At 67.7% G+C, this 23,835-nt stretch carries 27 protein-coding genes (1 of these 27 cut by a window edge); 13 read left to right on the forward strand and 14 right to left on the reverse strand.

Annotation, left to right across the window (positions count from 1 at the left end; genetic code table 11):
* Window positions 1-113: 113 nt before the first annotated feature.
* Window positions 114-812, reverse strand: coding sequence for a TorF family putative porin (locus tag M9M90_RS07355; protein ID WP_254836517.1), 699 nt, complete (start codon window positions 810-812; stop codon window positions 114-116).
* 207 nt (window positions 813-1,019) lie between these two features.
* Window positions 1,020-1,823 (reverse strand): SDR family NAD(P)-dependent oxidoreductase, encoded by an 804-nt coding sequence (locus tag M9M90_RS07360; RefSeq protein WP_254836518.1) that lies wholly within the window; start codon window positions 1,821-1,823, stop codon window positions 1,020-1,022.
* A gap of 95 nt (window positions 1,824-1,918) precedes the next feature.
* Here M9M90_RS07360 and queF point away from each other — a divergent pair, with 95 nt between their 5' ends.
* Window positions 1,919-2,374 carry a preQ(1) synthase gene (gene queF / locus M9M90_RS07365; RefSeq protein WP_254837088.1) on the forward strand — a complete coding sequence of 152 codons (456 nt, stop codon included), beginning with the start codon at window positions 1,919-1,921 and terminating at the stop codon, window positions 2,372-2,374.
* Window positions 2,375-2,663: 289 nt separating this feature from the next.
* Here the strand turns inward: queF and M9M90_RS07370 are convergent, their stop codons facing one another.
* Window positions 2,664-3,275, reverse strand: coding sequence for a nitroreductase (locus M9M90_RS07370; protein WP_254836519.1), 612 nt, complete (start codon window positions 3,273-3,275; stop codon window positions 2,664-2,666).
* Window positions 3,276-3,358: 83 nt separating this feature from the next.
* On the opposite strand from M9M90_RS07370, the gene M9M90_RS07375 reads away from it, so the two are divergent.
* Both M9M90_RS07375 and cysE read left to right on the forward strand, forming a co-directional pair.
* A complete protein-coding gene (locus M9M90_RS07375) occupies window positions 3,359-3,973 on the forward strand; it encodes an NUDIX hydrolase (protein ID WP_254836520.1) in 615 nt (204 codons plus the stop codon).
* Window positions 3,974-4,000: 27 nt separating this feature from the next.
* Entirely contained in the window at window positions 4,001-4,831 is an 831-nt protein-coding gene (gene cysE / locus M9M90_RS07380; protein WP_371876906.1) for a serine O-acetyltransferase, read from the forward strand.
* Here cysE and M9M90_RS07385 read toward each other — a convergent pair.
* On the reverse strand, window positions 4,819-5,979 hold the full coding sequence (locus tag M9M90_RS07385; RefSeq protein ID WP_254836522.1) for an MFS transporter: 1,161 nt from the start codon (window positions 5,977-5,979) through the stop codon (window positions 4,819-4,821). The two genes, cysE and M9M90_RS07385, sit on opposite strands and share 13 nt — an antisense overlap.
* Window positions 5,980-6,144: 165 nt before the next feature.
* Entirely contained in the window at window positions 6,145-7,215 is a 1,071-nt protein-coding gene (locus tag M9M90_RS07390) for a beta-N-acetylglucosaminidase domain-containing protein (RefSeq protein WP_254836523.1), read from the reverse strand.
* Between the two features lie 139 nt (window positions 7,216-7,354).
* Between M9M90_RS07390 and M9M90_RS07395 the strand changes: the two genes are divergently transcribed.
* On the forward strand, window positions 7,355-7,561 hold the full coding sequence (locus tag M9M90_RS07395; protein WP_254837089.1) for a DUF3126 family protein: 207 nt from the start codon (window positions 7,355-7,357) through the stop codon (window positions 7,559-7,561).
* Between the two features lie 71 nt (window positions 7,562-7,632).
* Here M9M90_RS07395 and M9M90_RS07400 read toward each other — a convergent pair whose 3' ends face one another.
* Window positions 7,633-8,421: a PhoH family protein gene (locus M9M90_RS07400; RefSeq protein ID WP_254836524.1), complete on the reverse strand. Its 789-nt coding sequence runs from the start codon at window positions 8,419-8,421 to the stop codon at window positions 7,633-7,635.
* Between the two features lie 306 nt (window positions 8,422-8,727).
* Here M9M90_RS07400 and M9M90_RS07405 point away from each other — a divergent pair, with 306 nt between their 5' ends.
* Genes M9M90_RS07405 through M9M90_RS07415 form a run of 3 tightly spaced genes read left to right on the forward strand, consistent with a single transcriptional unit; the run spans window position 8,728 to window position 10,310 of the window.
* On the forward strand, window positions 8,728-9,258 hold the full coding sequence (locus M9M90_RS07405) for a gamma carbonic anhydrase family protein (protein WP_254836525.1): 531 nt from the start codon (window positions 8,728-8,730) through the stop codon (window positions 9,256-9,258).
* Between the two features lie 2 nt (window positions 9,259-9,260).
* Complete coding sequence (locus M9M90_RS07410) at window positions 9,261-9,473, forward strand: hypothetical protein (protein ID WP_254836526.1); 213 nt, start codon at window positions 9,261-9,263, stop codon at window positions 9,471-9,473.
* A gap of 54 nt (window positions 9,474-9,527) precedes the next feature.
* Complete coding sequence (locus M9M90_RS07415) at window positions 9,528-10,310, forward strand: enoyl-CoA hydratase-related protein (RefSeq protein WP_254836527.1); 783 nt, start codon at window positions 9,528-9,530, stop codon at window positions 10,308-10,310.
* A gap of 4 nt (window positions 10,311-10,314) precedes the next feature.
* On the opposite strand, the gene M9M90_RS07420 is transcribed toward M9M90_RS07415, so the two are convergent.
* Window positions 10,315-11,274 carry a YafY family protein gene (locus M9M90_RS07420; protein WP_254836528.1) on the reverse strand — a complete coding sequence of 320 codons (960 nt, stop codon included), beginning with the start codon at window positions 11,272-11,274 and terminating at the stop codon, window positions 10,315-10,317.
* 88 nt (window positions 11,275-11,362) lie between these two features.
* Here M9M90_RS07420 and M9M90_RS07425 point away from each other — a divergent pair, with 88 nt between their 5' ends.
* The 3 genes from M9M90_RS07425 to M9M90_RS07435 all read left to right on the forward strand — a co-directional run bounded on the left by M9M90_RS07425 (window position 11,363) and on the right by M9M90_RS07435 (window position 14,662).
* Entirely contained in the window at window positions 11,363-11,935 is a 573-nt protein-coding gene (locus M9M90_RS07425) for a DUF1579 domain-containing protein (protein WP_254836529.1), read from the forward strand.
* Between the two features lie 99 nt (window positions 11,936-12,034).
* Window positions 12,035-13,687 (forward strand): choline dehydrogenase, encoded by a 1,653-nt coding sequence (locus M9M90_RS07430; protein ID WP_254836530.1) that lies wholly within the window; start codon window positions 12,035-12,037, stop codon window positions 13,685-13,687.
* A 12-nt stretch (window positions 13,688-13,699) separates the two neighbouring features.
* The gene (locus tag M9M90_RS07435) at window positions 13,700-14,662 is read left to right on the forward strand and encodes an aldo/keto reductase (protein ID WP_254836531.1); all 963 of its coding nucleotides are present in this window, start codon (window positions 13,700-13,702) and stop codon (window positions 14,660-14,662) included.
* Here M9M90_RS07435 and M9M90_RS07440 read toward each other — a convergent pair.
* Complete coding sequence (locus tag M9M90_RS07440; RefSeq protein WP_254836532.1) at window positions 14,659-15,204, reverse strand: PAS domain-containing protein; 546 nt, start codon at window positions 15,202-15,204, stop codon at window positions 14,659-14,661. The two genes, M9M90_RS07435 and M9M90_RS07440, sit on opposite strands and share 4 nt — an antisense overlap.
* Window positions 15,205-15,397: 193 nt before the next feature.
* On the opposite strand from M9M90_RS07440, the gene M9M90_RS07445 reads away from it, so the two are divergent.
* Window positions 15,398-16,264 (forward strand): hypothetical protein, encoded by an 867-nt coding sequence (locus M9M90_RS07445; protein ID WP_254836533.1) that lies wholly within the window; start codon window positions 15,398-15,400, stop codon window positions 16,262-16,264.
* Window positions 16,265-16,309: 45 nt separating this feature from the next.
* Here M9M90_RS07445 and lysM read toward each other — a convergent pair whose 3' ends face one another.
* The 5 genes from lysM to hfaA all read right to left on the reverse strand — a co-directional run bounded on the left by lysM (window position 16,310) and on the right by hfaA (window position 22,495).
* Window positions 16,310-16,792, reverse strand: a complete 483-nt coding sequence (gene lysM, locus M9M90_RS07450) for a peptidoglycan-binding protein LysM (protein ID WP_254836534.1) — start codon at window positions 16,790-16,792, stop codon at window positions 16,310-16,312.
* A gap of 127 nt (window positions 16,793-16,919) precedes the next feature.
* Complete coding sequence (locus M9M90_RS07455) at window positions 16,920-19,802, reverse strand: pitrilysin family protein (protein ID WP_254836535.1); 2,883 nt, start codon at window positions 19,800-19,802, stop codon at window positions 16,920-16,922.
* Between the two features lie 81 nt (window positions 19,803-19,883).
* Window positions 19,884-21,122, reverse strand: coding sequence for a holdfast anchor protein HfaD (gene hfaD / locus M9M90_RS07460; protein WP_254836536.1), 1,239 nt, complete (start codon window positions 21,120-21,122; stop codon window positions 19,884-19,886).
* Window positions 21,052-22,038, reverse strand: coding sequence for a holdfast anchoring protein HfaB (gene hfaB, locus M9M90_RS07465; protein WP_371876907.1), 987 nt, complete (start codon window positions 22,036-22,038; stop codon window positions 21,052-21,054). The genes hfaD and hfaB overlap by 71 nt, the downstream gene beginning before the upstream one ends.
* 10 nt (window positions 22,039-22,048) lie before the next feature.
* Window positions 22,049-22,495 carry a holdfast anchoring protein HfaA gene (hfaA, locus tag M9M90_RS07470; protein WP_254836538.1) on the reverse strand — a complete coding sequence of 149 codons (447 nt, stop codon included), beginning with the start codon at window positions 22,493-22,495 and terminating at the stop codon, window positions 22,049-22,051.
* Between the two features lie 161 nt (window positions 22,496-22,656).
* Here hfaA and M9M90_RS07475 point away from each other — a divergent pair, with 161 nt between their 5' ends.
* Together M9M90_RS07475 and M9M90_RS07480 are read left to right on the forward strand one after the other, a co-directional pair.
* Window positions 22,657-23,304 (forward strand): rhomboid family intramembrane serine protease, encoded by a 648-nt coding sequence (locus M9M90_RS07475; RefSeq protein ID WP_254836539.1) that lies wholly within the window; start codon window positions 22,657-22,659, stop codon window positions 23,302-23,304.
* A 59-nt stretch (window positions 23,305-23,363) separates the two neighbouring features.
* Complete coding sequence (locus tag M9M90_RS07480) at window positions 23,364-23,792, forward strand: CBS domain-containing protein (protein ID WP_254836540.1); 429 nt, start codon at window positions 23,364-23,366, stop codon at window positions 23,790-23,792.
* Here the strand turns inward: M9M90_RS07480 and M9M90_RS07485 are convergent.
* Window positions 23,789-23,835, reverse strand: the 3' end of a protein-coding gene (locus M9M90_RS07485) for an Rrf2 family transcriptional regulator (protein WP_254836541.1). Its footprint extends 403 nt past the window's final position; the window shows 47 of its 450 coding nt (coding positions 404-450); its start codon lies off the right edge, out of view; it ends in the stop codon at window positions 23,789-23,791. The two genes, M9M90_RS07480 and M9M90_RS07485, sit on opposite strands and share 4 nt — an antisense overlap.

The following is a 23,835-nucleotide window of genomic DNA, read 5'->3' on the forward strand; positions in this document are numbered from 1 at the left end:
TCATAGGCCTAAATAACTGAAAAGCCCACGACATCTTCGAATCGAGCATGTCGGAGCACTCCGGGGCCGGAGCGTCGTGGCCGCCGGCGGCGACCACGACCCACGGTCATGCCCTAGAACACGGCCTTGACGCCGAGAACGACCCGGCTGTCGTAGATGTCGCCGAAGCCGTGCTCGTCGGTGTCGTGGTAGCGCAGGTCGAAGCCGACCGTGTCGTTCAGAGCGAAGCCGGCGCCCAGGTTCCAGGTCGTGTAGTCAAAGGGACCTTCGACGTTCTGATGACCCACGGCGCCGGAGATGGTGACCTTCTCGGCCACCGGGAACGAGCCGTTCACTTCATAATAGGTCGCCTCGCCGGTGCCGCCGAAGAAGTCGTCCGAATAGTAGAAGGCCGCGCCGATGGTGGCCGGGCCGACGGCGCCGGAGCCGGCGAGCTTGTACTCGACGTAGTCCTCGTTCGAACCGTCGGGCTGGTTCATGTAGCCGTAATAGACGACGCCGACGTCCAGGGTGACCGGGCCGACCACCGGCTTCACGCCGGAATAGAGGTCGAATTCACCGTCGGTGCCGTTGCCGAAGTCGACATTCGTGACCCAGGCGCCGGCGTAGCCGATGCCCCAGAGGGTGGTGTCGACGCCCGCGAAGATGGAATAGTTCTCGTCGGTCTGGCTAACGCCGCGGAACACATAGTCGGTGTTCGCGCCGACGTTGAACGAGAAGTCGAACGGGCTCGCGTCGTCTTGCGCGAGGGCCGCGCCGCCCATGGCGACGGAGGCCACGGCGGCGAGAAGCGTGGTCTTGAAGAGTTTCATTTCGTTTATCCCCTTATTTTTCGATCGAGCTCCGCTCAATCGTCGAGGGAGATCGCCATGCGAGCGAGTTCCAGATCAACGCGAGGGGAGCCGATGAATGGCTCTACCTATGCCGTGTTCGATTTTTGAGCGTTAATGGAGCGTGGCGCCGCGCTTTTAGGCGAAATAGTGTGACCTGCCCGACACAGGTCGCTCACGCATCACCGTTTAGCGCATGGAGAGCGGCGAGTAGTTCAGGTGAGTCCCGGCATCGACCAGCAGGGTCTCTCCGGTGACGTGGCGCGAGGCGGTCGAGGCCAGGAACACCGCGGCGGCGGCGACGTCCTCGGCCGTGGAGGCGGCCTTCAGCGGCGTGTTGGCCGCGGCGCCGGCGCGCACCTTGGCGGCCTGCTCGGCCCCGACGCCCTTGCCGAACCACGGGGTGTCGATGAACCCCGGGCAGATGGCGTTGACCCGGATCTTCGGCGCCAGGGCGCGGGCCAGAGACAGGGTCATGGTGTTCATGGCGCCCTTGGACGCGGCGTAGGGCACCGACGACCCGATCCCGGCGACGCCGGCGATGGACGAGGTGTTGACCACCGCGCCTGGCTGCGGCCCGGCCTCCAGCAGGCTTCGGCATGCGCGCACCATCTGGAAGGCGCCCACCACATTGACCCCGTAGAGGCGCAGGAAGTCGTCGGCCGAGACCGCCTCGAGATCGGCGTGGTTGGGGGCGAACTTCGTCACCCCGGCATTGTTGAACAGCGCATCGATCCGGCCGAAGGGTTCGGCGGCCGCGGCGATCCTGCGGCAGTCGGCGTCAAGCGCCACATCGCCCTGGACCAGCACCGCCTTGGCGCCCTGCGCCTCCACCAGCCGGGCGGTCTCCTGCGCCTCCTCGAGGCTGCTTGCGTAGTTGATGACCACGGCCGCGGCGCCGCGGCCGGCGGTCTCCACGGCGATGGCCCGGCCGAGCCCGGTGGAGGCTCCGGTCACCACCACGACGAAGTTCTCGAAATCCTGGCCGGCCATCGCGGCTTCTCCAACTTGAGCTATCGGTATCTGTCTTGATCCCACTGTCGGCCGCCTTGGTTGCCGGGCGCAAGCCCAAGGGCTACATCGCCGCCATGGACGAGACGCACCTGACCCAACTGGGCCGCGAGGTTCGTGGTTTCGACAGTCCCGAAGCCGCGGTGCTGGAGCGCGTGCCCAACCCCCAGGCCGATGTGCTGTACCTGGCGCGGTTCACCGCGCCGGAGTTCACCTCGCTGTGTCCAGTGACCGGGCAGCCCGACTTCGCCCACCTGGTGATCGACTACGCGCCCGGCGACTGGCTGATCGAATCGAAGTCGCTGAAGCTCTATCTGGGCGCCTTCCGTGATCACGGGGCGTTTCACGAGGACTGCACCGTGGCGATCGGACGGCGGATCGTGGAGGTGGCGGCGCCGCGGTGGCTGCGGATCGGCGGCTACTGGTTCCCGCGCGGCGGCATCCCCATCGATGTCTTCTGGCAGACCGGACCGGCGCCGGACGGGTTGTGGATCCCCGATCAAGGGGTCGCGCCCTATCGTGGACGCGGCTGAGTCAGAATTCGACGTTTGGAAGAGTTAATGTTTTGAGATCGAACGGTTAGTTCGACCCCGAAATTCGCGTGTTCGGAAGTATTCGTATTTCTCAATACAACCTTCGATCACTTTCCACCTAGGCGGGCCGTTCGCGAAGGCGGCGAGCTTGGCTGTGGCGGAGTCGGCGTCGACTAGCCGACAGGGGTGCGGTGTGCTATTAGGACATCGCCCATCTCTCCTCGGGCGTGTCACACTTCAGGCCGGGCGGCGCGCCATCGCCGTCCGGCCGTCGTGTATCTGGGCGCGATCAGGGCCGCCAGACGGTGGTCAGGGCCGCAGGATCGGGGCGCTCGCGCTCCAGCGGCGGCTCCTTGGGCGTGCCCAGCAGGATGAAGCCGGCCACCCGCTCGCCCTCCGCAAGGCCAAGCAGAGCCTTGGCTTGGGGGTCATAGGCATACCAGTCGGTGATCCAGTTGGCCCCGTAGCCCAGCGCCTGGGCGGCATAGAGCAAGGTGGTGCAGGCCGCACCGGCTGAGAGCTCCTGCTCCCACATCGGAATCTCGTGTTCGACGGCTCGTGAGACCACCGCGATTCCTGACGGCGGGAGCTTGAGCTTGGCCAGCTTGGCCGCGGCGCGCGGGTCGTCGCGGGCCTCGGCCAAGGCTTCCAGCTTGGCCGCAAAGGCCGCCTTGCCGTCTGAATCGAGGATAATGAACCGCCAGGGCGACAACTTCCCGTGATCGGGCACCCGGCAGGCCAAACCGATCAGGGCGGCGATCTCATCGGGACCCGGGCCGGGCTCGGCCAGAGTCACGGCCGAGGACGATCTGCGGCGCGCCAGGAAGTCCAGAACCTGCGGATGGGGAGGCTGTTCAACGGGCGTCCCGAAGAGGGGCGTGGGGGGCAGAGCGACGGTCACGTCCGGGCGCCTCGTTAGCAAAACCGAGATGGGATATCCCTTATTGGGCTTTGGGCGCTCGTCCCGCAAGGCTAGTTGAGAATATGTCGCAAAAACCCGACTGGCTGGTCGCCCACGGAACGCCCTGGAAGAAGGGCGAGCCCAAGCGGGTCTACGACAATCCCTGGATCAGCGTCACCGAGCAGACGGCGATCGCGCCCACCGGCCGGCCGGCGCTGTATGGGCTGGTCGCGTTCAAGAACCGCGCCTTGGCCATCCTGCCGGTGCACGAGGATGGGACGGTGACCCTGGTCGGCCAGAACCGGTTCCCATTCGCCGACTACAGCTGGGAGATCCCGGAAGGGGGCGGGCCGCTCGATGAGGCGCCGCTGGAAGGCGCCAAGCGCGAGCTGCTGGAGGAGACGGGTCTGGCCGCCGCCCATTGGACCGAAGTGCTTCGGATGCAGCTTTCCAACTCGGTCACAGACGAACTGGCCATCGGCTACCTGGCCACCGGCCTGACCCAGCTGGCGGCCGAGCCGCAGGGCGACGCCACCGAGGATATCGCCCGCACCCGCGCGCCGTTCCGCGAAGTCCTCGACGCCGCAACCGCCGGACACATTCAGGACGCCTTGACGGTGGCGATGCTGCTTCGGGGTTACCATATGGCCCGGGAAGGGCTTTTGCCGGACGCGCTCGCGCGCGCCATGATAGGATAGGAAGCCGCCATGGGACGGGAGGAGCCTTTGAGCCAACGTCTGGAAGTCATCGAGTTCGGTGCGCCGCCGCCGGTCTGGCCGTCGCTGCGGATGGAGGCCGAGCGGGCCGCCAAGGCCGAGCCGGCGCTCGCCTCGCTGCTGAACGCCGTGGTGCTGAGCCATGAGGACCTGGGCGCTGCCCTGTCCTATCAGCTCGCGCGCAAGCTGGGCGACCAGGAGCTGCGAGCCATGAGCCTGCGCGAGTTGGCCGACGCGGCCTACCGCAACCAGCCGGAACTGGTGGACACGGCCGAGGCCGATCTCCGCGCCGTGTTCGAGCGCGATCCGGCCTGCAAGGGCTACGTCCAGCCGTTCCTCTTCTTCAAGGGCTTCCAAGCGCTGCAGACCCAGCGCGTGGCCCATTGGCTCTGGCATCAGGGCCGCGAGACCATCGCTCTCTATCTGCAGAGCCGAATGTCGGAGGTGTTCCAGGTGGACATCCACCCGGCGACCAAGATCGGCTCCGGCGTGTTCATCGACCACGGCACCGGCATCGTCATCGGCGAAACCGCAGTGATCGGCGACGATGTTTCGCTGCTGCAGGGCGTGACCCTGGGCGGCACCGGCGCCGAGCAGGGCGACCGCCATCCCAAGATCGGCAAGGGCGTCCTGCTGGGCGCCGGCGCAAAGGTGCTGGGCAATATCGTCATCGGCGACTACGCCAAGATCGCCTCGGGGTCTGTGGTTCTAAAGCCCGTGCCGCCCGGCTGCACGGCCGCCGGCGTGCCCGCGCGCCTGGTCAACTGCCCGACCTGCGAGGAGCCGGCGCGCAGCATGGACCATACCCTCGCCGAGGCGGTCTACGACTACGTGATCTGAGCCACGGCGACCGCGCTCGGCCGGTAATAGCGCCGCAGCAGGAAGAACGCCGCCACGGTCCCGGCCATAGATATCAGGATCGCCACGGCCATGGACGCGCCCGTGGCGAGCAGGCCGGCCGCCAGCAGGCAGCCGCCGGCCCCGCCGGCGTCCCAGCCCCCCTCCGTGGCGATGTGGAAGCGCAGGGCGCAGGGCGAGACCTGGGCCTGGTTGTAGACCGCCGTCATCACGGTCGGGACGTAGAGGGCCACCACCAGGGCGCCGGCCGCGTTCGCCGCCACGGCCAGGGCCGGATCGCCATAGCCGGCCGCCCGCGCCAGCAGGGTCAGGGCCATCGAGCCCGATCCCAGCCAGACGGCCCAGCGGCCGTGACCGGCGTCGATGAACCGGCCCAGCAGCAGTCCGCTCACCGCGCCGGCGACCGCGGCCAGCGCCATGGCCCCGCCGAACGCCGTGAAGCTCTCACCCAGCGAGATGAAGAGCGCGATCTGCCACACGAAAAAATAGCCCGAGGCGATCCATCCATCGGCGATGAACACCAGCACGCCGGGCACGGCGGCGCGCAGGGCGCCGGGCGCCTGGTCTGGGACCAGGATGTTCGGGGTCCGCAGCAGGGGCAGGGCCGACAGCATTAGCACCACTGCGGTGGCGCCGAAGGCGATGCGAGGCCCGAGCGTCACCAGGGCCCAGCCGGTCAGCAACGGGGCGGCGATCCCCACCAGGGCGGCGATCGCCTCCCGGGCCCCGATCTGGTGACCGCGATGCTCGGCGTCGCCCAGGGACGCGAAATAGGCGTGGTAGGAGGTCCAGTAGAAGGTGTCGCCCACCGACGAGACCACGCAGAGCGCGACAAGCGCCCAGCCGACACCGTCGACCTCCGCCAGCAGAGGGTACTGCAGGGCCGTCAGGATCGTGCCGGCGATCACCAGCGGCTTCAGGCCGAACCGCTTGCCGAGCGGCAGGACGAAGGGCCGGATGCAGAACCGACCGATCAGGATGGCGGCCAGGGCGGTGAGCACGCCCGGCGCGGGCACGCCCGCGCGCAACAGGAAGACGGCGAAGAACGCGCCGCCGCCGCTGAGCGCCAGGGCGTGAACGCCGTAGTGCAGGTTCAGGAGATTGACGGTGGTGTTGCGGAAGAACGCCATGTGGCTCGGCCCCGAATATCCAGGAAAAGATCAACGAAGGGCGCCGTCGCGGGCCTCGGCCTGCGAACGACCAGTCCATGTTGTTGATCAGCCGGCCACTGAGTGGGTTCTTCCGTGGTTCAGGTGTTTCGCCACGAGCAGCTTAGGCCCGGGGGTGGCGAAACCTCAAGAGGCGTCCATCTCGGCCTGGGTGACACGATAGGCGCCGTCGAGCCAGGCCAGGACCTCGCGCGCGCCCGGATGGTCGAAGCCCTCGTAGCGCGCCCGCATGCGCCGCACGTTCTCCTCGGTCAGCCGATCGAGGCCGAAGCCCTGGACCTGGGTGAGGTTGAGGTGCAGGGCCGCGGCAAGGCCCTCGCCCAGCACCTCGGCGGCGGCGCGCTGGAAGGCGGCGGCGTATTCGTAGGCGGGACCCTCGAGATAGCTTTCGGCCAGGGTGATCGCGGGCACCTGCGACAGCACCGGCTGCAGGGCCGGGTTGACCGCATGGGCCGAGAGGCGGCCCCCGATCTCCGCCGGCCGGCCGGTGAAGGCGCGGACATGCAGGAAGGGCGACATCAGCGGCCCATCATTGACCGGATAGTTGTCCCACAAGAAGGGCTTGCGGCGCAGCTGGCGGCCCACGCGCTCCAGATGGCCCACGCTGTACTCCCGGGAGCAGACCTCCTCGCCCGTCCAGAACACCTCGATCGCCGGATCGAGCCCCGCGCCCAGGTCCTCCAGGTAGTTTTCCGGCCGCCGCCCGAACACCCGGTCCAGGATCGGGTCGTCGGTATAGTAGGACGGACAGACGATGAGCCGGGTCGCGGTGGTCCGCTCGGCGATCCAATGGACGATGCGGATCTGGTTCTGCGCCAGGTCGGGCAGGTCGCCGCGCATGTCGTCGAACAGGATGGCCAGGTCGTCGAGGCCCAGGCTCTCCAGATGCTCAAGCTTGGCGGCGAGGGCGCTCTGCGCCTCGGTCCCGAAGTCCCGGTAGATCTCGTAGGGGCTGAGGCCGACCCCGAACCGGACGCCCAGGTCGCGGCAGTGGGCCGAGAAGGCGGCGAGCTGATCGGCCGCCTCGGGGGGGTGGAGCTCCTGCCAGCGGCGCCGGAGGAAGGGATCGGCCTTGGGCGCGTAGATGTGGAAGCCATAGCCGTGCGCCGAGAGCTTCGAGATCACGTCCCGCCGCGCCGCCCAGGACCAGGGCTTGCCGTAATAGCCTTCGATCAGCCCCAGTTCGACGCCCGCCACGCCTGTCTCCCCGCCTTGATTTGCAGGGAGACTAGACGCGTCCGCCGCCGCGTCCCCAGCTTTTTCCCGCCCAGACGCTTTCACGCCAGGAGCAAAGCGCGCTAGGTTCCCGCCGAAATTGACGCAGGAGCACGGCGTGCTGGACGAAAAGACTATCCGCAAGATCGAAGGCCACCTGCGCGGCACCTTCGCCAATGCGCGGATCACCCTGACGCCCCGTCCCAAGCAGAAGGACTCCGCCGAGGTCTATGTCGGCGAGGAATTCATCGGCGTGGTGTTCGAGGACGAAGACGGCGATGGCTCGTTCATGTTCGAGATGGCGATCCTGGCGGAAGACCTTCCCTAGCCCCGCCCACGAAAATGCCGGCCCCGGGGCGGTTTCCGGGACCGGCTGAGTTTCGACAGGACTCTAGAGCTTCAGAGCACGCCCAGCATCTCGGCCACCAGCGGGTGGCGGACGATGTCGACATCCTTCAGCCGCACGACGGCGATGTTGGCGAGCGCGTCGAACTTGTCGGCCACCGGCCCCAGGCCGGAGAGCTCCGGCAGCAGGTCGGACTGGTTCGGGTCGCCGGTGACCACCATGGTCGAATGCCAGCCCAGCCGGGTCAGCAGCATCTTGAGCTGGCCGTAGGTGCAGTTCTGCGCTTCGTCGATCACCACGAAAGCGTTGTTCAGGGTGCGCCCGCGCATGAAGCCGACCGGGGCGATCTCGATGGCGCCCTCGGCCATCAGGGCCCGGACGCGCTTCATGGAGAGTCGGTCCGACAAGGCGTCGTAGAGCGGGCGCAGGTAGGGCGCGAGCTTGTCCTCGGCGTCCCCGGGCAGATAGCCGATGGATTCGCCAGCCTCCACCGCGGGTCTGGAGAGCACGATACGGCCGACCTTGCCGGCCTCCAGGGCCTCGACCGCCTTGGCTATGGCCAGATAGGTCTTGCCGGTGCCGGCCGGGCCAAGGGCCATGACCAGGTTCTTGGCGTCGATGGCGTCGATCAACGCCTGCTGGCCGGCGGACTTGGCCTTGATGGTCTTCACATAACCCTGGTCGCGGCCTTGATCGCGGTCATCGTTGTGATGCGCCAGCGGAGACCAGGCCCGATCCACGGGAAGGCGGCGAATTTTGCCGTCATCCTCGAACTGGCCGGCGTCGAACGCGCCTTCGCGCAGTTGTCGCTTGAGAGCTCGCTTGGTCATCAAGGCCTCCATTGGGGCAAGAAAAAAGGGCGAAGCCGGAATGGCTCGCCCTTGGTCATCGGCAGATTGGAATTGGAACGGCGGCGTCGTGCGCTGCGGCCTGGCGGCTCGCTTCCGATTTGTGATCCGGGCGGGAGAACCCGCCGAAGCAGACGCGACACCCTTTACTCCGTCCAAACGCAAGGCCGGGAGCCGAAGGCCGACTCGCGGCGGGATGCGGGAAGGCGTTTCACCCTCTCGAATCGCACGACCAATATGATGCTAGCTTGGTTTACGAATGGTTAAACAGGCTTCGATTTCAAGAAATGGGGTATGCGGATGAGTGTCTACAACTTGGGCGACGTTGGTCCGGAGTTGCCCAACGAAGGCGAATACTGGATTGCGCCGACCGCCGCGGTGATGGGTCGGGTGATTCTCAAGAAAAACGCTTCCGTGTGGTTTGGTGCGACAATTCGCGGCGACAACGACCCGATCATCATTGGAGAGAACTCCAACGTCCAGGACGGCAGCGTCCTGCACACCGACACCGGCTCGCCCCTGACCATCGGAAGCAATGTGACGGTTGGCCATATGGTCATGCTTCACGGCTGCACGATCGGCGACAACTCACTGGTCGGCATCGGCTCCATCGTGCTGAACGGCGCGCGGATCGGGCGCAATTGTCTCATCGGCGCCAATTGCCTGATCACCGAGGGAAAGGAGATTCCCGACAATTCGCTGGTCATGGGCGCGCCGGGTAAGGTTGTCCGTGAGATCAGCGACGAACAGGCCCGCGTGATCGCCGGCGGCGCAATGCACTATGTGCACAACTGGAAGCGCTATCACGCCGGGCTCACGCCCGTGGCTTGAACATGGACATCCGCACCCTGGTGGACATCGCCATCGAAGAGGACCCGCGGGCGCCCTGCCTGTGGGTTCCGTCCGAGGCCTGGCCCGAGTTCTGCTCGGCCATCCGTCAGCGGCCCAACCTGATCGGGGCGGTCATCTACCGAAACAAGACCGTCCGCGACGGCGGGCCCGCGACCGACATCGTCACCGGCTCGCAACAGGGCTGGCGCGCTTGACGGACGTAGCGGCGCCTGTCGACGGTCGCGCCAATCAATCGAGGAGGACGCCCCATGGCCTATGAGTTCATCCGCGTGGACCGCGAAGGTCCGGTGACGGTCTTCACCCTGAACCGGCCGGACGTCATGAACGCCCTGCATTCGCCGGCCCATTTCGAGCTGCACGAGGCCTTCGACGCCTTCGCGGCCGATCCCGACCAGTGGGTCGGCATCGTCACCGGCGCCGGGGCGCGGGCCTTCTCGGCGGGCAATGACCTTAAGCACCAGGCCATGGGCGGCGACATGAAGAGCCCGCCGTCGGGGTTCGCGGGCCTGACCTCGCGGTTCGACCTCACCAAGCCGCTGATTGCGGCGGTGAACGGGGTGGCCATGGGCGGCGGGTTCGAGATCGCGCTGGCCTGCGACCTGATCATCGCCTCGGAGACCGCGACCTTCGCCCTGCCGGAGCCGCGGGTGGGCCTGGCGGCCCTGGCCGGCGGCCTGCACCGCCTGCCGCGCGCCATCGGGACCAAGCGGGCGCTGGGGATGATCCTCACCGGCCGGCGGGTCTCGGCGGCGCACGGCTACGAACTGGGCTTCGTCAACGAGGTGACCCCGCCGCAGGAGTTGATGGCTACGGCGCGGAAATGGGCGGCGGAGATCTGCGAGCTGTCGCCCATGTCCATCCGCGCCTCGAAGGAGGCGGTGTTCAAGGGCCTGGACGAACCCAGCCTGGAAGCCGCGATCAAGGGCCAGATGCGCTATCCGGCCGCCGCGGCCCTGTTCAAGTCCGAGGACTTCGTCGAGGGGCCCATGGCCTTTGCGCAAAAGCGCGCGCCGGCCTGGAAGGGTCGTTAGAGGCTTAGGCGTAGAGCGCGGCCAGCCTCCGCGCTCTTTCCTTCATGCCCTCGCGTAGCTCCGGCGGCGCCAGCACCTCCACGTCCGGGCCCAGCTTGAAGAGCTGCGTCGCCGCGTTCTCCACGGTTTCGATCGGGATGACGACGCGGCGCCGGCCGTCGGCGTCGGTCGATTCGGCCGAGGCCCTGGCGGCCTCGCCGACCGCGGCGCTCAGGGTCGCCAGCTGATCCAAGCCCTGGGACGTGACGCGCAGGGTCGCCTCGCCCTGGATCAGGCCCTCCTCGAAGCGGTCGCGCTGCTCCGCCCAATAGGCGGCGAGATCGAAAGCCTTGTCGCGTTCGAAGGGCTCGCCGGGGGCCAGCGACTTGATGTTGGACAGCCGGTAGATGCGGGGCTTCCCGGCCACGGCGGCGACCAGGTACCAGACGCCCGCCTTCATCACGAGGCCGAGCGGCTCCAGCACCCGCTCGACCTCGCCGTCCCAGCGCTCATAGCGCACGGCGATCTTCCGGGCGGTCCAGACGGCGTCGGCCACGGCCGGCAGCAGGTCGGCGGCCTCCGAGCTGCGGTACCACCCAACGGGATCGAGGTGGAAGCGGGCGGCCACCCGCTCGGCGCTCTCGCGGGATTCCGGGGGCAGGGCGGCCAGAAGTTTCAGCTTCGCCCCGATCAGGGCCTCGCTGAAGCCCAGGTCCTGGGCTGCGCCTGGCAGCCCGGCCAGGAACAGGCTCTCAGCCTCGCTGGAGGTGAAGCCGGTCAGCTTGGTCCTGTAGCCGTCCAGCAGGTCGAAGCCGCCATTGCGGCCGCGGTCGGCATAGACCGGCACGCCCGCGGCGCTCAGGTGGTCGATGTCGCGGTAGATGGTCCTGACCGAGACCTCGAACTCCTCGGCCAGGGCCTGTGCGGTCTGGCGGCCGCGCAGCTGCAGGATCAGCAGGATGGAGAGAAGGCGGCTCGCACGCATGAAAACGAGCCTAGCCGGGAATAGCTGACGCGTCGTGTCAGGATATGACGACTAAAGCTGTCCCCGCGTTTGGACGAGGGAGCCCTCCATGCAGAACCAAGACCTTGATCGCCGGGTGCTGCTGGCGCTCGGCCTGACGCTCGGCGCGGGCGGACAGGCGCTCGCGCAGATTCAACCGCAGAGGACAGGGACCATGACCGGCAAGGCCGCGCACGACTTCGATTTCAATCACGGCGAATGGGACGTGACCAACCGGCGGCTCAAGCAACGCGGCGTCGGTTCCCAGGACTGGGATGTCTTCCCCTCGCACGAGAAGGCCCAGGTCCTGATGGGCGGAATGGTGTCGATCGACGAAGCCGATTTCCCGACCAAGGGTTTCAAGGGGATGACGTTGCGGCTCTACGACCCGGCGAAGGACCAATGGGCGATCTATTGGATCAATTCCAAGGACGGCCTGCTGCAGCCGCCGGTCTACGGCCGTTTCAAGGGCGGCAAGGGCGTGTTCGCCGGCGACGACATCGACGAGGGCAAACCAATCAAGGTGCTGTTCGACTGGACCATCACCGACCCGAACGCGCCGCGCTGGAGCCAGGCCTTCTCCTATGACGGCGGCAAGACCTGGGAGACCAACTGGATCATGGATTTCCGCCGCCCGGCTTGACGTTGCGACACCCAAAATGCGGTCCCTCCCGGCCTTGTTTCGGCGGCGCGTCTGGGTAAGTGTGCGCCAAACTTAACAGTGTTTAGGGACGGACCGCCCATGGACCGCTACGACTACGTGATCATCGGCGCCGGCTCGGCTGGGTGCGTCCTGGCCAACCGGCTGAGCGAAGACGCGAGCGTGCGGGTGCTGCTGCTGGAGGCCGGCGGCAAGGACAACTCCCTCCTGGTCAAGATGCCGGCCGGGGTGGGCGCCCTGATCGGCAAGGCCGGGACCTATAACTGGGGGTTCTGGACCGAAGAGGAGCCGCAGCTCGAGAACCGCAAACTGTGGTGGCCGCGCGGCAAGGGCTGGGGCGGCTCGTCATCGATCAACGGCATGATCTATATTCGCGGCCACGCGCGGGACTATGACAACTGGCGCCAGATGGGCCTGACGGGCTGGTCGTATCGGGACGTGTTGCCCTACTTCAAACGCTCGGAGAGCCTGGAGGGCGGCGGCGACGCCTGGCATGGTGGCGAGGGCCCGCTGAAGGTCTCCAAGGCCTCCTCGCCCAACCCGATCTACAAGGCCACGGTCGAGGCTGGACGCCAGGCCGGGCACCCCGTCACCAACGATTTCAACGGCTTCCAACAGGAAGGTTGGGGGCCGTATCAAATGACAATCCATGACGGCCAGCGCTGGAGCGCCGCCCGGGCATACCTTCACCCGGCGATGAGCCGTCCGAACCTCACCTGCCTGACCGGCGCGCGGACCACCCGGATCGTGGTCGAGAACGGCCGCGCTGTCGGCGTCGAATATGTGGACGCCAAGACCCAACAGAAGACCGTGGTCCACGCCGACAAGGAGGTGCTGCTGTCGGCCGGCGCGGTCCAGTCGCCGCACATACTGCAGCTTTCGGGGATCGGCGATCCGGAGGAACTGAGCAAGCACGGTATTGCGGTGGTGCACCCGCTGAAGGGCGTCGGCGCCAACCTGCAGGACCACCTGGACGTCACCATGTCCTGGGAATGCCCGCAGCCGATCACCGCCTTTTCCCTGCGCAAGGGGCTGGTGAAGACCCTGCTGATCGGGATGAACTACGCCTTCTTCGGCAAGGGCCTGGGCCGCCAGCAGTTCCTGGAGTCCGGCGCCTTCCTGAAGTCACGGCCCGACCTGGACCGGCCTGACCTGCAGATCCACACGGTGCTGGCGGTGATGCAGAACCACGGCAACACCGTGGTGGAGAAGGACGGCTTCACCTTCCACGTCTGCCAGCTTCGCCCCGAGAGCCGCGGACGGGTGGGGCTGAATTCGGCTGATCCGTTCGCCGATCCGGCGATCTTCGCCAACTACCTGGCCGCCGACGAGGACCGCCGCGCCCTGCGCGAGGGGGTCAAGATGATGCGCAAGGTGGCCGAGCAGTCGGCGCTCGATGCTTACCGCACCGAGGAACTGTTCCCCGGCAAGCACGTGCAGACCGACGACGAGATCGACGCCTGGATCCGCAAGAGCGCCGAGACCATCTATCACCCGGTGGGGACCTGTAAGATGGGGACCGACGAGATGGCGGTGGTCGACGCCGAGCTGAAGGTGCGTGGGATCGCGGGGTTGCGGGTGATCGACGCCTCGGTCATGCCGAGCCTGGTGGGGGGCAACACCAATGCGCCCACCATCATGATCGCCGAGAAGGCCGCCGACATGATCCGGGGCAAGGCCGCCCTGCCGGCCGACGACGCGCCGGTCTACGAGGACGGCCAGAAGGCCGCTTAGGGAGAAACCGCCATGGAACTGCGCAGACTGGGCAAGTCCGAGCTGAAGGTCGCGCCGCTGGTGCTGGGCGGCAACGTGTTCGGCTGGACGGCCGACGAGAAGACCTCCTTCGCCATCCTCGACGCCTTCGTCGACGGCGGCTTCAACATGGTCGACACCGCCGACGTCTATTCCCGATGGGCGCCGGCCGGCGGCGGGGCTTCGGAAAAGGTGATCGGCGCCTGGTTCAAGGCCAGCGGCAAGCGCGACAAGGTGGTGCTGGCCACCAAGCTCGGCTCGGAAATGGGCGAGGGGATGAAGGGGCTGTCGGCCGCGTACATGGTGCAGGCCGTCGAAGCCTCGCTGCAGCGGCTGCAGACCGATGTGATCGACCTCTACCAGAGCCACCGCGACGATCCCGACACCCCGCAGGAAGAAACGGCCGAGGCCTTCGAGCGCCTGGTCAAGGCCGGCAAGGTCCGCGCCATCGGCTCTTCCAACTTCGAGCCGGCGCGGCTGAAATCCGCCCTGGAGATCAGCGAGAAGCTGGGCGTGGCCCGCTATCAAAGCGAGCAGCCGCTGTACAACCTCTATGACCGGTCGGGCTTCGAGAGCGGGCTGCAGCAGGTCTGCATCGATAACGAGGTGGGGGTGATCCCCTATTATGGCCTGGCCTCTGGCTTCCTGACCGGCAAGTACCGCAGTGAGGAAGATCTGGCCAAGAGCCCTCGCGGCCGCGGCGTGAAGCGCTATCTGGACGAGCGCGGCCTGAGGATCCTGGCCGCCCTCGACAAGGTGGCCGCGGGCAAGGGAGCGACCCCGGCCCAGGTGGCGCTGGCCTGGGTCATGGCCCAGCCGGGTCTGACCGGGCCGATCGCCTCTGCGACCAGCGTCACGCAGCTCGAGGAACTGATGGGATCGGCGCGGCTGAAACTGGACGCGTCGGACCTGGCGGCGCTGGACGCGGCGTCCGCGCCCGCGACGCAGGCCGCCTAAGCCACTCGCCGCCCGTCGAGCGTGGCCAGGCGCAGGCGCGGGGTCTCCTCGTTGGCAGGGCCAACGCCGCGCACGCTGTGGGCGACGATTTCGCGCACGGGCCGGCCATCCAGGCGCGTGACCAGGGCCAGGGGCTGGTACAGGCCCAGGAACCGCTCCGGCGAGCCATCGGCCCCCGCCAGGGGCGCGAACAGTACCTCCATCGGCAGGCTGGCCTGGTCGGTGAAGGCCTCGACCGTGGCGACCACAGGCTCGGGGCGGCGGCGCGCGGTCTCGAGCGCGGTGTGCAGGGTCAGGCGGTTGCGCTCGGAGAACAGCGACAGGCCGTTCAATCCCTTGAGGTTGCGCTTGTGCAGGTCGGCCACGAATCCGCCGGCCAAGCGGATCGGATAGAAACCCGTGTTGACGCGGCCCAGGATGAATATCTGGGGCAGGAGCTTGGGGAAGGCGGCCGGATCGATCTGGGCGCGGGTCGGCAGGCCGCGATAGCCGCCCTGGCCGCGCCAGTAGTCGATCAGGGTCTGCGTGTTGGAATGGAACATCACGCGCCTCCAAGGGGTCGGGATTGACCGCATGGGGTTTGCAGGAAGACCGGCGCCAGATGGCCGCCTGTGCCGTAACGAGACCTTGGCCGCGGTGACTGCGGCATGGTTGACGGACTCAGAGATTCTTAAGCCGCGCCTGATCTAATCGTCGCAACGATGGGATTCCGGCGGGCCTTTGGAGGGGCCGTCCATGAAGACGCGTACGACCCTTCTCGGCTTCCTGCTCGGTTTCGGCCTGCTCATGCTCACCGGCGCCGTCCCGGAAACCGCCCTGGCGCAGTGCTGCGCGCCGCCGCCGCCTCCGCCGGTGTGCTGCACCCCGCCGCCTCAGCCGCCCTGCTGCGTGCCGCCGCCGCCGCCGCCGCCCGTAACCCCATGCTGCGACACTCCCCGCACGCCCAATATCAATGTCCATGTCTCCAGCGTGAACGTGGCAGTGGCCAATGCGAGCTCACGCGCCGGCGCCGGCGCCGGGGCGCTGGCCGGCGCGGCCGTCTACTATGGCGGCGGTGGTGGAGGCGGCGGCTATGCGCCGCCTATGGCTACGGGCATGGTCCAGCTCAATGTCGAGCAGGGCAAGCGAATGAAGCGCGTGGCCTACGAGGCCAGCCGCACCCGCATCCGCCGCGTCGTGATCCAGGCCGTCTGCATCGACGCGCGCCAGATCCCGCACGCCGCGTCCCAGGTCCGCGCCGATCGTGAGATCGACCAGAACTTCGAGGGCGAGCTTTATCGCTGCATGGCCGGCACCTGGCTGCAGGCCACCATCGCCGACTATAACGAGAAGATCGATTTCTCGGGCGGCAAGACCCTCGCCTGCCGCAAGGGCGACGCCCTCTATCACGGCCGCGACGGCAAGCTGGAATGCCGCAGGCAGACCCCCGCGCGCGACTGCAACGAGCGGTCGCTGCTGCGCCGCTTCGGCGCCGGGATCAAAATCCTGACCATCGTCGAGATCGAGCGCTACACCGCCTATCGCGAGGAAGAAGAGCGCGTCGAATCCTCCGTCGCCACCACCATGAGCCTCGACGGCGGGGTCGGCGGGACGGTCTATTAGGCAAGCCTGCCGCCGGAGCGCGATAACGCTCCGGCGCGCATCGGCTTAGTGCCGCGTCGTCCCCGGGATGCGCAGGGCCTGGCCCGGATAGATCTTGTCCGGATCCTTCAGCATCGGCCGGTTGGCGTCGAAGATCTCGCCATAGCGGTTGGCGTCGCCGTAGTGCTCCTTGGCGATCTTCGACAGGGTGTCGCCCGACTTCACCGTATAGAAGGTCGCCTGGGCGGGCGGAGCGGCGCCGGCCGTGGCTGCGGCGGCAGGTTGAGCGGCCAGTGTGATCTGGTCGTCGACGCGGGCGACGCCCTTTGTGTTGCCCAGCACCAGGACGGCGAGTTCGCGTTCCTGCTGGTTGCTGGCCTCGCCGGTGACGGTGACGGTGTCGTCCGCCACGGTTATGCGGCCGTCCTTGAGGGTGACGCCGTGTTCCTGGAGGGCCTTGGCCAGCTCCCGGGCGTCGACATCCGGCTTGCCGGACAGCTTCTCGCGCAGGGTTTCCCCCGCCTCACGCGCAAAGTCGAAAAGGCTCATGGTGCTGTGCTCCTGGGAAGATGGGTCCCCTGAGAGCCGAACGCGGCCGGAGTCATGAGGTTTCAGCGTGGGCCTGCGAATATCTGGCGGCCGCCGGATAGTGGGCGCAGATCGGCGGTCCGGGGCGTTAGGCGCCCGCCGGCTTAACCTCGAACATCCACATCGTCTCGTCCTTGAGGACGGCCTCGGCGGCGCGCTTGACGTCGGCGGAGGTGACCCGCTCGGTGCCGGGGATCATGGCGCGCGTGGCGTCGAGGCGCCGGGGATCGGCCTGGGCGCCGGAGAGTTCCTGCAGCCAGTAGCCGTTGGTCTCGCGGGCCTTGTCGATCTGTTCCAGGCGCGGCTTCTTGGCCCGGGCCAGTTCGTCGGGGCTGATTTCCTTGGTGCGAAGGTCGGTGGCGATCTTCTTCACGTCGGCGAAGAAGGCCGGCAGCTTGTCGGGCGGCACCTCGACGCTGGCCGAGATATAGCCCCAGCCCGGCCAGACGAAGCTGTGGCTGTAGGCGGCGTTGGGTGAATAGGTGGCGCCCTGGGCCTCGCGCAGCTCTTCGATCAGCCGCAACTCCAGCACCTCGCCCAGCACCGCGGTGTCGCGGGCGCGCTGGGGATTGGCGAAGAAGTCGTTGGTCCGCCAAGCGATATAGCCGACGGCCTGGTCGGGGCGACCCTTGTGGGTGCGGATCACCGGTTGGGCGACGGCGGCCGGGAAGCCGACCTCGATCTCGGCCTTCGGCGGCGGGGCGACCTGCGGGCGCGCGGGCATGGCGCCGAAGGTGCGGGCCACGGCCTCCGTCGCCTTCTCCACGGTGGTGTCGCCGACGATCACCACCTCGATCTGGCCGTTGGCCAGGGCCGGGGCGACCTCGGCCTTGAAGCTCTCCAGCTTGGCGTCGGCCATCTCCTGGCGGGATGGGAACACCCAGCGCTCGTCGCCGCCATGCAGCAGGCCGGCCAGGTCGCGGGAGACGACGCCGGAGACGGTGGCTTCGTACTGGTCGTGGATGGTCTTGCCGCTGCTCTTCAACCGCTGGAAGGCCTGTTCGCGCCAGCCGGGCTCGGCGGCGTAGGCCGCCAGGACCTGGAGCTGGACATCGAGGTCGTCGGGCCGGGTAGCGCCGGAAAAGATGAAGGCGTCGTCGCCGATGCCGAACTGGGCGCCATAGACCCGGGTGGCCAGCACCCGCTCCATGTCCTCGGCGCTGATCTGCTTGAGGCCGCCCTCCACATAGGCTCCCGAGGCCCAGGCGACGTTCTGGCGGTCCTTGGGCAGGTCGATCCGGCCGCGGCCGACATTGACGCGGACAAGCACCTCGTCGTCCCTGAAACGGGTCGGCTTGATCGTCAGGCGCACGCCGTTCTCGAATCGCACGAAGACCGTGTCCAGATCGGCGGCCTCGCGGGTCTCGGCGACCTTGCCCGGGGTTCCGAAGTTGTCGTAGGGCCAGGCGACCTGGGTCGGTGTCGAGGGCTCGGCCACCGCCACCTTGCGGGAGGTCTCCAGCGCGGCCACCAGGGCGCCGTCGCCGCCCTGGACGGGCTTGGGCGAGGACATGAACAGCAGCGGACCGTCGCCCTTGAAGGCGCGCTTCAGCGCGGCGGAGACCTCGTCGGCCTTCAACTCCTTCACCGTGGCCTCGAAGAGGGCCAGGTCCTGGGCGGGATTGGTCACCACCTCGTCGTCGGACAGGGAACCCACGATCTCGCCGGCCAGGGAGCCGGGGGTGCGGGTGGCGGCGCCGGCGGCGTCAGCCTTCAGCGCCGCGCGGTATTCGTCGATCTCGCGGCCGAGCTCGTCCTGGCGCACGCCGTACTGCACGGCGCGGCGCTGCTCCTGTTCGATGGCGGTGAGCGCCTCGCGCCAGCGGGTCGGTTCGGCGTTGACCGTCACCATGGTAATCTCGGCGGCGTCGTATTCATCGCTCTCGAAGGCGCCGGCGCCGAGGAACGGCGGCTGGGCGCCGCGCGCCAGGCGCTGCAGGCGGCGGTTCAGCACCGAGAAGCCAAGTTGCTGCACGAGGTCGCGCTTGCGCTTGGCGGTGGTGTCGGTTTCGCGATCGTCGGGGCGCATCCACGCCATCTGCAGTTGGAGCGGCGCGCCGGGTTCGACCAGCAGCTTCGCCTCGGTCTTGCGCGACTTGAGCGCGCCCAGGTCGGGATCGGCGCCGGCCGGGCCCACCGGGGCCCAGTCGCCGAACCTGGCCTTGATCTTGGCCTCCATGGCCGCGACATCGAAGTCGCCGACCGCCACCAGCACCGCGCGTTCGGGGCGGTAGTAGCGGTTGTAGAAGTCCGAGAACTCGGCGGCCGGGGCGGTCTGCAGCACCTCGACCTTGCCGATCGGATAGCGGGTCGGCGGGCGTTGGTCCTTCAACAGGAATTCCAGGCGCGACTTGTAGACCCGATAGGACGGCGTATCGCGGGCGCGCTCCTCCGAGAGCACCACGCCACGCTCGCGGTCGATGGCGGCGGGATCGAGGGTCAGGTTGCCGGCGGCTTCGCGCAACAGCATCAGCGAGGTGTCGACCGTCTCGTCGTCGGTGCGCGGCAGGTCGAGCTTGTAGGTGGTCTCGTCGAAGTCGGTGGAGGCGTTGGTGTCGGCGCCGAAAGCCAGACCGAGGCGCTCCAGGATCTTGATCATCTCGCCTTCGGGCACGGCCTTGGAGCCGTTGAAGGCCATGTGTTCCAGGAAGTGGGCCAAGCCCTGCTGCTTGTCGCTTTCCATCAGGGAGCCGGCGTCGAAGCGCAGACGCAGGGCGGCCTGGCCGGGCGGGATCTGCTGCTTGCGGATCGCGTAACGCATGCCGTTGGGCAGGGCGCCGAAGGCGATGTCCGGATCGGGGGCGACGTCGGAGCGGGCCTGGGCCCATTCACCGGCCTTGGGCCTGGCGCTCGAGGCGGTGGCCGCCGGGCGGTCCTTGCCGAGGCCGAACTTGGGGAAGGGGAGGCTCGAAGCGTAGCCGGGCGCGGCCAGAACCAGGACGAGCGCGGTCACCGCAGTGGGTCGTATCATCAAGTTCAGGGAATCCGGCTTGGGCAAGGTAAGCTCACCATGCGCCGCCCCGTATGGCGTTCGCAAGGCGCGATAAGGGCGTCATTGGCCCGATGGGCGGCTCACATAATAGGTGGCGGTGTTGCCGACGGCGGTGGAGACGCCGCTGGCCGAGCGACCGCCGCCGCTTACATTTACGATGCTTTGGGCGCCCACGTCGGAGCGGTTCACCTGGCTGTTGGTGATGCTCATCCGGCCCTCGCATTCCGAACAGGCGTAGCCGGTGACCGAGTTGCCCATGGCCGTCGAGGTGGCCGTGGCGTCGTAGCCGTCGGTCCCGATGAAGTTGGCCACCGCCTCGATGCCGCCGCCCTCGTTGAGCTGAACAGTGTCGAGGATGATCTCGCCGCCGATGTCGCCGGCGGTTAGAGCGTTGCCGACGCCATAGGCGTTGACGCCGCCGGTCCCGTAGGCCGAGGCGGCGCTGCGGGCCTCGGCGCGGACATAGGCCTGGTTGCGCTGGTCGGCATAGACCTCGAGCAGCGGCCCCTCGTTGACGGCGTTGATGTTGTTGCCGGCGGCGGTGGCGCGGGTGGCGGCGGTCTGGACGCTGCCATAGCCGGTGAAGGCGCTGGCCTGGACGCGGTTGGTCTCGTTGAGCTGGCCGGCGATGACGGCCGCGGCCGAGCCCTGGCCGTCCAGGGTGATGTCGTTGCCGGTGCTTGTGGCGGCGATGTTTGCCGTGCCCGAGACATAGGCGTATTCGCCGCCGCCGTCGGTGGAGACGATCGCCCCGTTGGTCTGGTTGGCGCGAATGCCGGCCGAGGCGTATTCGAGGCCGAGGGACTGGCTGTTGCCGGTGGCCTGGTTCATGGAATCCACGTCGTCGGCCGAGCCGCCCGTGGCGTTGATCCGGCTGTTCCCGGAGATCGCCGCGGTGGTGGCGGTGTTCTGGTTGGTGACCGCGGTCACGGTCCCGTAATAGGAGCCGACGAAGCCGCTGTTGCCTGTCGCGGTGTTGGTCACGGCGACCGTGTCGCCCGAATAGCCGCTGACATTCAGCCGGGTGTCGGCGGCCACGTCACCGTTGGCGGCCTGGTCGGAGCGGACATCCAGGGCCTGGCCGTCGGCGGTCGCCTCGAAGGCGTTACCCACCGCATTGGTGTCGGCCGTCGTGAAGTCGGTGACCTCGACGACGTTCATGGTCTGCTGAGAGAAGACGTCGCCGAACTGGACCTGATTGTTCAGGGCGCTGCTGGGCGGGGTCTGACTAGTAGCGGCCCCGCACGGCAGAATCGCGACGAGAGCTCCAGCGAGAAGGGTCTTCGCGAGTCTGGCCATTGTTGGTCCCGAGGTTGTTGTACGCCGGCACATAACCGCCGGTCAGGCCGACGGTGGAGCCTTCCAGCGGGTCGGAGGTCAGGCAGCCCTGCGGACCGGGCATGCCGTAGAGGTTGGCGGTCATCTCGACCACCGCGCGTTCCACCAGGCTGCGGACGGCCAGTTGCATCGGCTCCAGCGCGCCCGCGCCGGCCGAGATGTCGAAGACGTTGCCGTTGAGGAAGTCGAAGAAGCCGACGCCGACCTCGCGGCCCACGACCTGCTTCTGATAGGAGATGACGTCGACCACCTCGAGCGTGCGGGTGTTGATCAACCGCAGGTCGAGACCGATGTTCATGATGAACAGGCGGCCGCGGAACGAGCCCTTGGCGTCGGTGGCGTCCACATCGCCGCCGGCCACGTCGAAGCCGGACGAGCGGATGTTGTAGTTCAGCTCGGTGACGCCGCCGGCCACATAGAAGTCGGAGCCCGGCACCTGGCCGGCGACGATCCGGCGATACTCGGCCGCCTGGTTCGGCGCCGGGTTGGGCGCGTCGGAGATCAGCTTGTTGTTGGCGTACTTCAGCTCCAGCTCCGAGACCGAGGTGTCGAAGCGTTCGACCAGCGGCATGCCCGCCTTGGCGAAGGCCGACATGGCCATCAGAGAGGCGCCCTGGGTGATCTTGCGGCCCGAGCCGTCGGACTCCGACTTGCCCGTGTAGTCGGCGATGCGGCCGATGGCGATCCGCGGGGCGACGATGCGGGCGTTGCGCGCGTAACCGGCCATGCAGACCAGGGCGGCGGAGTAGGGGGTCGGGTTGACCGTCACCGGGGCCGTGCCGATTGTGCGGGCGTAGTTGCCGCTGGGGCCGGCGATCGGCGTGGCGCAGGCCGATAGGCCGAGCGCCGCGGCGCTGAGCAGCGCCACCGTACGCATGAGGTTGCTCTTACTGATCATCGTCGCCGACGCCCCCGCTGACGCGCGTTCCCGCGGTCACATTGCCGTTGTTGGTCTGGCTCGAATTGACGATGACCGTGTTGTTGTTGCCCTGGGTGACGACCACCAGGTTGTTGCCGATGGCCGTGGAGCCGCCCCCCAGCGAACCGACGCCCGAAAAGGACCCGCCGGCGCCCGAGCCCGAACCGAAGGCGAAGCTCGACTGGTCCTCGCCCGTCATGATGATGCCGTCGACGATGACCCGGTTGCCGTTGGCGTCACGGGTCGCATATTCGACCGGATGGTTTTCCGATCCAGCGACACGGCCGTAGCCGGCGTTGAAGTCCGCGGCATTGGTGGACATGTATTGGGCGCAGGCCGGAGCCGCGGCCAGGCCGAGGGCGAGGCCCGCGGCGATCCATGCGCCACGCCGAGCCGCGAGGAAAACATCGATCATTGACCTAGTGACTCCGCACCGACAGACCTGCGCCGGACGGTGCGCAAGCGGGCGCGCCATATCCAGCCACCCGCCATCTAGAAGCCAAGACCCTCGCGATTTGGTTAAGAACAATGAGGGAAACTGGTGTCGGCCACCATTCTGAGTTGGGAGCATCCGTATTGAACGAGCCGCGCCAGCCGATTCTCAACGCACCCTGGCCGGCCGTGCTGGTCACGGTGTCGATCGTGGTGAGCTACGGGCTGCAGTCGGTGCTGCTGAGCGACCTGGGGGTCCGCTATTTCGCCTTCTCGTCCATGGCGCTCGCGGGCGGCCGCTGGGAGACGATGTTCACCTCCATGCTGTTGCACGGCAACTGGGCCCACGCCCTGATGAACGCCGGCTTCGCCCTGGCCTTCGGGACACCGGTGGCGCGCTACTTTGGCGTGCGGCCGCGCGGGGTGCTGGTCTTCCTGCTCTTCTATCTGCTGACGGGCGCCATCGGGTGCCTGGGCTACGCCTGGCTGAGCCCGGGCACCTTTCTCATAGGCGCGTCAGGCGGAGTAGCCGGCCTGGTGGGCGGGGCGACCCGGCTGTTGGGCGGGCGGGGGACGCCGGGCCCCTTCACCAGCTCTCCGGTGGTCAGCATGACCCTTAGCTGGGTGGCGCTGAACCTGATCCTCGGCTTCATCGACTTCGCCCCGGGTATGGGGTCGGCCCAGGTCGGCTGGGAGGCGCACATCTTCGGCTATTTCGCCGGCCTGTTCCTCATCGATCTGTTCGGCCGGCTGGCGCGCGGGCCTCGCGCAACTCAGGAAGCTCTCGGATAACATTGATTTCGCCTGCGTCCTGAGCGACCCTGACCTTCGGGAATAGGGAGTACGCGCCGATGCTGGTGTCTCAGATCCTTAAGACCAAGGGTGATCTGGTCTTCACGGCCACGCCTGGCGAGACGGTCGGGGCGATCTGCGCCCTCCTGCACTCGCGCAAAGTGGGGGCCATGGTGGTGATGGACAGCGACCGGGTCGTCGGCATCGTCTCCGAGCGCGATCTGGTCCGGGCCCTGGCCGAGGAGGGGGCGGGCGCGCTCACCAAACCGGTTTCCAGCTGCATGACCCGCGACGTGCATTTCGCCGAGCCGAGCGAAACGGTGAACGCCCTGCTGGGCCGTATGACCGATCGGCGGATCCGCCATCTTCCCGTCTGCGAGGGCGAGCGGCTGGTGGGCATCGTCTCCATCGGCGACCTGGTGAAATGGAAAATCACCGAGGTCGAGGCCGAGGCCGACGGTCTGAAGGCCTATATAGCGGCGGGCTAGGCCGGCCGGACCGAGAGGTCGAACACCTCGGCGCCCTCGCAGT

The organism is Phenylobacterium sp. LH3H17 (assembly GCF_024298925.1).
Taxonomy (GTDB): Bacteria; Pseudomonadota; Alphaproteobacteria; order Caulobacterales; family Caulobacteraceae; genus Phenylobacterium.